An 8,438-nucleotide genomic window follows, 5' to 3' on the forward strand; every position below is an offset into this window, starting at 1 on the left:
GAACAAGAACCTGACGCTCGTCCAGGTGCCGGTGGAGTTCCGGAGGCGGGACGGAAACTCCCGGCTGATCGCGAGTCTCTTCGGGTACGCCTCCGCGGCAGGCAAAACAATAGCACGAAGCTTCCGGGACTACCACCCTATCCAGGTCTTCACCTGGATCGGGCTCGTCCTGATACTCGTCGGCCTGGCCATAGGTTTCGGGGTCCTGACGCACTACTTTGAGACCGGGATGGTAACGCCCCACCTCCCCTCGGCGGTCCTCACCACCGTGCTCGTCATCGTCGGGCTGCAGGCGATTGTGTTCGGGCTGCTTGCGGACATGTTGAAGACGCAGAGGATGCTGTCGGAGGAGATCCTGTACAGGCTGAAGAAATGAAGGCGAGTACCGCTTTAAAGCTCGGGCTCACGGCCCTCCTGTTTTTAATCCTCTTCACGAGGGTTCACCCATCAGAAATCTTCAATACATTTGAGTCGCTGAACATTCCGTACCTCATCCCTGCTTTACTGACGGTGCCGATTCTTTTCCTGATCAGGACATATAAATGGGGAATCCTGCTCCGAACAACAGGTATCACCAAACCATTCTTGGAACTGTTTAAGGTTCTCATCATCGGAGTGTTCTACGGCGCAATCACACCAGGTAAGGTAGGGGAACTGGGGAGAGCGTACCACCTGAAGGAAAATCGAACCGTCGTATTATCGACTGTGCTCGTGGAAAAGATTACTGACGTTCTGGCTCTGGTTGTGCTCGGTGCCGTTACCATTGCGCTCTTCTTCAATAATCAGTCCACGATGCCATATCTTATTGCTGTGTGCGCCATCGTTGTACTTTGTGGCACGGCAGCACTCGTTAACCGGAGGTGCCTTCTGCTCGCCGCGAGGTTCTTTAAAGTCGGTGCGGAGCATGTGGACACGTTTGTTACCAACTGCCGGGACCAACTTACTAATCCCAAAATACTACCCGTCGTAATTCTTTCTACATTCAGTTATTATGGTATTGCCTACCTTCTCGGCTACTTCCTGCTTCTCGCGCTCAACGCAGACGTAAATGCCGTCATTGCACTCCCCCTCATCGTCCTCATGGGAAACATTCCCATCACCATTTCAGGACTGGGGTTGCGGGAATCCGTCGGATCGTACTGCTTCCTCCAGCTCGGTGAAACCGCCGCGAACGGGTTTGCCTTTTCACTCCTCCTCTTCCTCACCATGGTCCTGATACCCGGGCTCTTCGGGTACCTGTTTGCTCTCAGAGGTGCACATATGGAACAGAACAATAGTACTCCAGATGACTGTAAAAGCAAAGGCCAGATAACAGGGCTCCTCTCACCGTTCCTCGAAGAGAGAAGATTACAAAAAGTGCTCCCGCATATTTATGGTGAGAGGGTTCTCGATTATGGATGCGGCTATGGCAAGTTGGCATCGATGCTCAACGGCAAGGAGTATTTGGGCGTCGACATAAATGAAGACGTGCTTCTGGCCGCGCAACTACGTTATCAGAACAATGCAAGAGTGTCCTTTCACTCGCCATCCAGCCTTAAAGATTCAGATCGGATATTTGACACTATCATCCTTTCCGCCGTCCTTGAGCATTTGGACGACCCTGTCGGGCAACTAATGTTCTGTAGAGATCGATTATCCGATGACGGCCGGATTATTATTACAACCCCAACCGAATTTGCAAATACTATCCTTAGTGCTGGGTCTCATTTGCGTCTGTTCAGCAGGGAAGCTGTAGAGGAACACGACAGACTGTATCACCAGCAGGACTTCGTCAGTTTTTCGAATGAAACCGGTCTAAAACTGGTACATTATGAGCGATTTGAGTTCGGGCTGAATCAGTTAGTGGTGTATGCTAAATGAAAGGACATGGACGCCTGCTTGTTTTCGACATATTGCGAATCGTCTCGGTATGGCTTATCGTGGCATCACATGTCGGACTCATCACCAATCACTATCTTAAGATCCCGAACATATATTATCCCACTTGGGGCGGAACAGGAGTCACACTCTGCTTATTGTGAGTGGGGCCGTCCTTTCAGTACAATTACAAAAACGTCATCAAATCCACTTACGACTATAGAAAATCGTCCAGCTTCTGAAGATTGTCACGAAATATCCTGCATATCGGAGACTCTAGATGGTCTTACATAACCAACGCAACACATGGATTACTTATTGTTATATATTCGCTATTCAAAAAAATGATATGCATGTCTGCATCATCGGAGGCGGCCTTTCGGGACTAACTGCTGCCCAAACACTCTCCAATATCTTTGAGGTCACAATATTCGAGATTCGACCCTTCCTCGGCGGGTGTCTGACCTCTTATAATCGAAAAGAATACCAGATTGAACACTATTACCACCACTGCTTTGCCGGTGATGAGCATCTCTTCTCTCTCCTCAGGGAGCTCGGACTTTCAGACCGCCTCGAATGGATCAGTGGATCTACCGGATATTATGTCAATGGAACGATTCATCCGCTGACACGCCCAATCGAAATTCTTCTCTATCCTCACCTCTCGTTCACCGACAAGATACGTCTTGGCCTCCTTACGTTGCGGGCGAAGAATCTTGACCTCGTGTCCCTGGACACAATCCCCGCGGTTGACTACATCAGAGAGCACCTCGGAGAGAAGATCTACACTTCTTTCTTCGAGCCCCTCCTGCGGAGCAAGTTCGGCGATCGCCGGCACGAGGTCTCGGCTGCGTGGCTCATCTCCAGGATCGCCATCAGGTCCGACCGTGGCGTTGAGGGAGAAAGGCTCGGCTACCTGAATGGCGGCTGGCACCTGGTTGTCGATGAGATGGAGCGGCAGTTGCTTAACAGCGGATGTATCATTGAGAAAGAAACCGCGGTAACCTCGATAGAGCGAGCGGGAGAAAAATGGCTCATAAATGGCAGGGCCTTCGACGTGGTTCTCGCCACTATACCGCCCCAAGAGGTCGCACGCCTCAGCGGGAGAGATGAGTTTACCACGGTGCCGTATCAGGGTGCGGCCTGCATGACCATCGGACTCGACCAGGACGTTACTGATGGCATTTACTGGTTAAATATGAAGGATACAGCCCCATATGGGGCTGTTGTGGCCCACACGAATTTCGTGCCCCGTGAGCGGTATGGTGAGGATATCGTCTATCTCGCCTCCTATTTTGGGGAAAAACCAGTACCCGGTCTGAAGGAAACGATGCTCTCTGACTTCTGCCGCCGGTTTTCAGTTCCTGAAAACGCGATCCACTGGAGTGAACTCGCGGTGGAGCGTTTCGCCGGGCCAGTCTACACCACCGGCTTCGCCGGTCTCATCCCCGCATACGAGAAGCACGGGCTGTACCTCGCCGGAATGTTCTCCCCTCCCAACTATCCTGAGCGCTCTATGGAGGGATCGATTATTGCCGGCCAAGAGGCAGCCAGAAAGATCATGGAGGAGAACCGTGTCTGAAGACGGCGTATCGGTCATCTTACCTGTCTTCAATGACCGGTCCGCCCTTGAACGAGCGATCCCTGAATCTGTCGCTGCACTCTCTGAAATCGCCGACGCGTTTGAGGTGATCGTCGCGGAGGACGGGAGCACCGACGAAAGTGCAGAGTTCGTCCAGGCATGGCACGAGAAGAATCCCCGCGTCAGGCTCCTCCATGCTGACGAGCGCCTCGGCCGGGGCAGGGCTCTGAACCGCGCTATCAAGGCCGCATCTCATCGTATTGTCTGTTATTATGATGTCGACCTCGCGACTGACCTCGCCCACCTGCCTGAACTCGTTGGGGCGATCCGGGATGGCGCTGATATCGCCACAGGATCCCGGCTAATGCCGGATTCCAGGATCGTTCGGAGCGGTGGCCGGGAGATCGCAAGCCGCGGCTACAACCTTCTCGTGCGCGTCTTCCTTGGAAGCAGGCTCCATGACCACCAGTGTGGTTTCAAGGCGTTCAGAAAAGAGCGGATCCTCAATCTGATCCCTGAAATTCAGGCCACACACTGGTTCTGGGATACTGAGGTTCTGGTTCGGGGGCAGCGAAAGGGCTATCACGTGGCTGAGTTCCCGGTGGTCTGGCGACAGGGACCTGGTACAACCGTGCGTTTTAAGGATGTCTTTTCGATGGGGTCACAGATTCTCGGGCTCTGGTGGCAGTTGCATGTGGCGGAAGGTTAGTGCAATCCTCATCCCGTCCCTGGTTGCGTTCGGAATTCTGGCGTATATGCTATGGCGGGTCTGGGATGACCTCATGGTCACCATCGCCCATATTCATCCCCTGTATCTGGCCTTCGCCGTCCTCATCTGCGCCCTTGCATGGGTTATGCGAGGATGGCGATACCGGGCGATCCTTGGCGGGCTCACCGTCCGGCTCGGCCTTACCTTCTCCACGGCCTGCATCCTCCTCTCCCAGACCGCAAACCTTATTGTCCCTGCTCGCCTTGGCGATTTGGTCCGGATCTTCATCCTTAAACACGAAGGTTTGGCAACCTACTCGCAGGGCGTCTCGTCCCTTATCGTCGAGCGGATATTTGACGTGGTGACAATTGCTCTTCTTGGTCTGCTTGCGCTTCCTTTCGTTATCGGAACGCCAGAATGGTTTCTGCCTCTTATCGTCATCCCGATCGTTGGAGGGGCCGCCTTTGCTATCTTCTTGCTCTTGACGGGTAACAGTCACTCTGAAAACAAATATCTCGGCATTTTCTATAGCATGCTCACAGAGGTCAGGGCAGTCTCCCTGAGCATGAGGAGCGCCTTTGTGCTTGGGTCGTCCTCAATCGGGATCTGGCTTATGGACGTTCTGGTCTGCGCCGTTGTCGTCATGATGTTTGGCGAGAGCATCCCCTTCATGGTCATCATGCTCGCCATCGTCATTGGTAACCTGATCAAAGCTGTCCCGATCACGCCCGGCGGTGTTGGAACCTATGAGTTCGCCCTCGCCATCACCTTCGAACTCGCCGGCATGGCTCCGGCGACTGCAACAGTGATCGCCGTCATTGACCACCTGGTCAAGAATCTAGTCACCCTTGTCGGTGGGGTCGCGTCCCTCTATTACTTTGGTGACTGGTCAGTGAATCTGATGAAGCACTCGTTCTGGGAAGGGCTTTCCGAGGAAGAATTACATGAACCTTGAGGAAAGTTATAATAGGGTTCTAGGCAGGCTTGAATTTTTCGAAGCAGCACAAGGCACTTCGGTAAAACTACGATCGATGGCCAATCAGATACAGTAATTGCCTGCGGAGAAGAGTTTTTAAGGAAGGATAAAGAGTTTACCTCATCACTTCTTAAAATCTAGTTATCTGTTCATCTAAAGGTTCCCACATCTGCTTCAATTTTGATTTATAACCCTTTGAAACAACCAATATGTAGATTATGCATCTTATAATGCATGAATTGATATAGTGCGCCTGCAAACGTTATTGCAACTATGGGAACTGACATAAAACTAACCGAAATCGGATTCGCTATATTAATTAGTTTATTGTTTGCGTCAGTTGTCATACCATCATACTCTTTTGGCACATCTAACCACAATGAACAGATCCCAATAATTCTTAGAACTATGGATGAAAAATACTTAGAAAACGATTGGTTTGTAAACCAAAATGATGGTTTTTCACCCAGATACTATTACTCTATACTCATGGCAAGTATTGCAGGACAACTTGGCTTACCAATTGCCTTCTACGTAATTTACATAACATCGTTAGTATCTCTTTTAACGATAATTTCCTTGATCTCCCTAGATCTGTTTAAGAGTTATTTCGCTCCGATAGTGACGTTAAGTTTGATTGTTTATGGTCCAATCACCATTAGAAATATTTTGGGCGGGGATTGGCTAATATATAATTTGTTAATCCCAGCTTCCATTGCACTTCCATTAACAGTATTGTCGACGTATTTTTTTCTAAAGAAAAAGTTCTATTTGGCATTTATCATTCTAGGCATTGTAACCTTTGTGCATCCTCTTGAAGGGTTGTTGATAACTTGTATCTTAGCCCTTTGTTTGCTCATTCTAGTTAAATCGATAGATATCATAAAGAAAACCTTCTGTTTGGGGGTGTATGCAATCATCGCCTGTGTTGCTTTGTTACCTGTAATTACGTTCTCATCCAACATACAAAATCTACAGATATTTGAAGTTATCACCTCTATCCGCCATCCACATCATTATTGCCCATTTTCTTTTCCACTGGGTAACTATATCATTTTTTTAGAAGTGTTTGCAGTATTTTTGGGATTGATCCTCTGGAAGGCAAAAACAAACTGGTCAGACAAAGATACGTTGTTCTCACTTTTTTTCTCTACTGGGATAGGTTTGCTCGTCATAGGGACTATATTCGTAGAAGTACTGCCAGTCCCCCTCATAGGTAAGTTGCAATTATTTAGACTTGCTCCATATCTTGTTCTTGTAATGTATTTGTATATCGGATATGGTGCATCTCAAGCGGTTAAAATTTTCCTAACGAAAATTAGAGGCCCTAATTATAAATTATCAGATAATGTTACACAATATTCCAACGTATTGCTGCTTGTAGGACTTGTTTTTGTAACGTTGATTTTTGTGAATGTGGTGTTCAATACATCCTACCTACCGGCTACTGGACCAAGAGATCCTATGTATGACTGGATAAAACTACATACTCCAGAAGATGCTATATTTCTTATCGATCCTTCCATCGAAGATTTTCGTCTAAGGGCTGAAAGAGCAATTGTTATCGACTGGAAGGCGTTCCCGTTTCGGGATGAAGCTGTAATCGGGTGGTGGAAACGGATACAGGATGTTACAAATCATGGCAAAGGTTACAATACCTTAGATGAGACTGAACTCGCTGCACTTTGTGAGAGATACGAGGCAAGTTTCATCCTCATAAAAAGTACGAGCGATCTCAATCTCACCACGGCATATGAAGACGCAAACTATCGGATATATTCGATTTAGCGGATTGTGCTATCATAAGTGCTTAATTTGCTGCGAGATTAGTTGACTCGAAGTTGCAAGCATGATATGTCAGACTAATGAAATTTCATCTAAGGGAGGGGTCATCCCAATGTTCTTTTACCATAACTGCATATGTCAGTTGAATTAGCCTATGGAATGAATTCGCACACCGTCCATATCATGAAACGATCTGCTTAAACGCTTCAATCTGACTAAAAAAGATCTCTAATGCGTTTTGCTTCTTGTATACCCTTGGATCGAGTTATATCAGTCTTACCCACTTTGGCTATTTCTGGCTTCTCCGGTGATCGGGATATTGCTCCTGATTCCTTAGTCCCTGTTGTACTGGCGGATATCCCGGGCATCGTAGGCCGCATCTGCTGAAACAATCGCAGGTTGCTCCTCCGCTCCAGGAATCTCCAATCCTTCGGGATTTAGTGCATAGAGTTGGGAATGGGGGCATTTGCTGGGGAAAAGATACAGACATGAGGGATACCGCTCTAATCGATCAGATCGCTCAGCTTAATCCCCTTTACCTTTTATAGCCATTATAATTAATAACCTCTTTTTCCACCAACCAGTTTTCATCAGCATTGCCATGGTATCGATCACACAGTGCGAGAGACCGACATGGAAATTGCAGAACATTAGCTTGACAGGAAAATCTTTGTTTCCCGTGGCCTTACGATCTCATACCCTGAGCGCTGGATGCACTTGGCACGATATACCGGTGGTTTGGTTCCGATTTTGCCGGTATATCAGTACCATTCCGAATTATGCAAAAAGGGTATATCAGACGACCTCCCTCGACCTTATCCAATTAGGATGGACAGGATGCCATTGGGGGGGGCGCAGGGACCACACCAGGACGGCCGATGTATGGCTTCATTTAGGAAGGTGTTTCAGGTTTGCCTCCCAATTATCGTCCTAACTAATCACACTGGCGCGGCAGTCCCTCACCCCACGCCCAGCACCTTCACGATCACCGCCACCACCCCGCCGACAATCCCTCCAGCCCCGGCGCTGATCGTCGAGATCCTCTTCTCTTCTCCGGCCTTCTCCGCCCGCCAGCCCTCCAGCGCCCGGAGCCGGACCTCAAACTCCTCGTCCTGTGCCTCCATTCTCTGCAGGGTTTTGCAGATCCACTTCACATCCCGGTTCGTCTCATAGACGAGCTCCCGGGTGGTCTTTTCGTTGGTCATCCAGGCAATCCTCCTGCGGGACTATAGGTGGCGGGGGACAAAAAGGCTGACCGTAACGGTTATATTTCAGAATCCGAGCCCAATTCAGGCTTCCCGATAAAGTCAGGCTGATACTCTCCCGGGTCTACCCTATAGTTGTCTGTCATATTCCCGGGAGCATGCAGGCAACGGGAGATGCGAAGCATCTTCCTGCTGGGCACAACCGAGAGCGTTGTGCCGTGAGGAGTTACCAACCATGGCAGACTTCGTTCAGACAACCGTGAACAAAACGGCGGTCCGGGACCTTGCCGTCCCGATCGCCGACGTAACGTCGTTTAACAACCT

The 8,438-nt window shown here is 49.3% G+C and carries 6 protein-coding genes and 1 pseudogene; 6 read left to right on the top strand and 1 reads right to left on the bottom strand.

The window, feature by feature from the left end; all coding sequences use genetic code 11:
* From QMC91_RS09485 to QMC91_RS09510, 6 genes and pseudogenes are all read left to right on the top strand, one after another.
* Nucleotides 1-376 (top strand): annotated as a pseudogene (locus QMC91_RS09485) (hypothetical protein); the annotation flags it as partial.
* On the top strand, nt 373-1,860 hold the full coding sequence (locus QMC91_RS09490) for a flippase-like domain-containing protein (RefSeq protein ID WP_209727729.1): 1,488 nt from the start codon (nt 373-375) through the stop codon (nt 1,858-1,860). The pseudogene QMC91_RS09485 and the gene QMC91_RS09490, both read left to right, overlap by 4 nt.
* Nucleotides 1,861-2,137: 277 nt before the next feature.
* On the top strand, nt 2,138-3,439 hold the full coding sequence (locus QMC91_RS09495) for an NAD(P)/FAD-dependent oxidoreductase (RefSeq protein WP_366944401.1): 1,302 nt from the start codon (nt 2,138-2,140) through the stop codon (nt 3,437-3,439).
* Entirely contained in the window at nt 3,432-4,148 is a 717-nt protein-coding gene (locus tag QMC91_RS09500; RefSeq protein WP_300238003.1) for a dolichyl-phosphate beta-glucosyltransferase, read from the top strand. The genes QMC91_RS09495 and QMC91_RS09500 overlap by 8 nt, the downstream gene beginning before the upstream one ends.
* Nucleotides 4,132-5,103 (top strand): lysylphosphatidylglycerol synthase transmembrane domain-containing protein, encoded by a 972-nt coding sequence (locus tag QMC91_RS09505; protein ID WP_300238004.1) that lies wholly within the window; start codon nt 4,132-4,134, stop codon nt 5,101-5,103. Before QMC91_RS09500 ends, QMC91_RS09505 begins: the two co-directional genes overlap by 17 nt.
* A gap of 294 nt (nt 5,104-5,397) precedes the next feature.
* A complete protein-coding gene (locus tag QMC91_RS09510; RefSeq protein WP_300238005.1) occupies nt 5,398-6,912 on the top strand; it encodes a DUF6798 domain-containing protein in 1,515 nt (504 codons plus the stop codon).
* Nucleotides 6,913-7,868: 956 nt separating this feature from the next.
* Here the strand turns inward: QMC91_RS09510 and QMC91_RS09515 are convergent.
* Nucleotides 7,869-8,114 (bottom strand): hypothetical protein, encoded by a 246-nt coding sequence (locus tag QMC91_RS09515; protein WP_300238006.1) that lies wholly within the window; start codon nt 8,112-8,114, stop codon nt 7,869-7,871.
* Nucleotides 8,115-8,438: the final 324 nt, after the last annotated feature.

The organism is Methanoculleus sp. (assembly GCF_030019085.1).
In the GTDB taxonomy this organism is placed as follows: domain Archaea; phylum Halobacteriota; class Methanomicrobia; order Methanomicrobiales; family Methanoculleaceae; genus Methanoculleus.

Bases quoted from the DNA above. Each gene is read 5' to 3' on its own strand.
- QMC91_RS09490 (WP_209727729.1), top strand. From the start codon at position 373: ATGAAGGCGAGTACCGCTTTAAAGCTCGGGCTCACGGCCCTCCTGTTT.
- QMC91_RS09495 (WP_366944401.1), top strand. From the start codon at position 2,138: ATGGTCTTACATAACCAACGCAACACATGGATTACTTATTGTTATATA.
- QMC91_RS09505 (WP_300238004.1), top strand. From the start codon at position 4,132: ATGTGGCGGAAGGTTAGTGCAATCCTCATCCCGTCCCTGGTTGCGTTC.
- QMC91_RS09510 (WP_300238005.1), top strand. From the start codon at position 5,398: ATGGGAACTGACATAAAACTAACCGAAATCGGATTCGCTATATTAATT.
- QMC91_RS09515 (WP_300238006.1), bottom strand. From the start codon at position 8,114: ATGACCAACGAAAAGACCACCCGGGAGCTCGTCTATGAGACGAACCGG.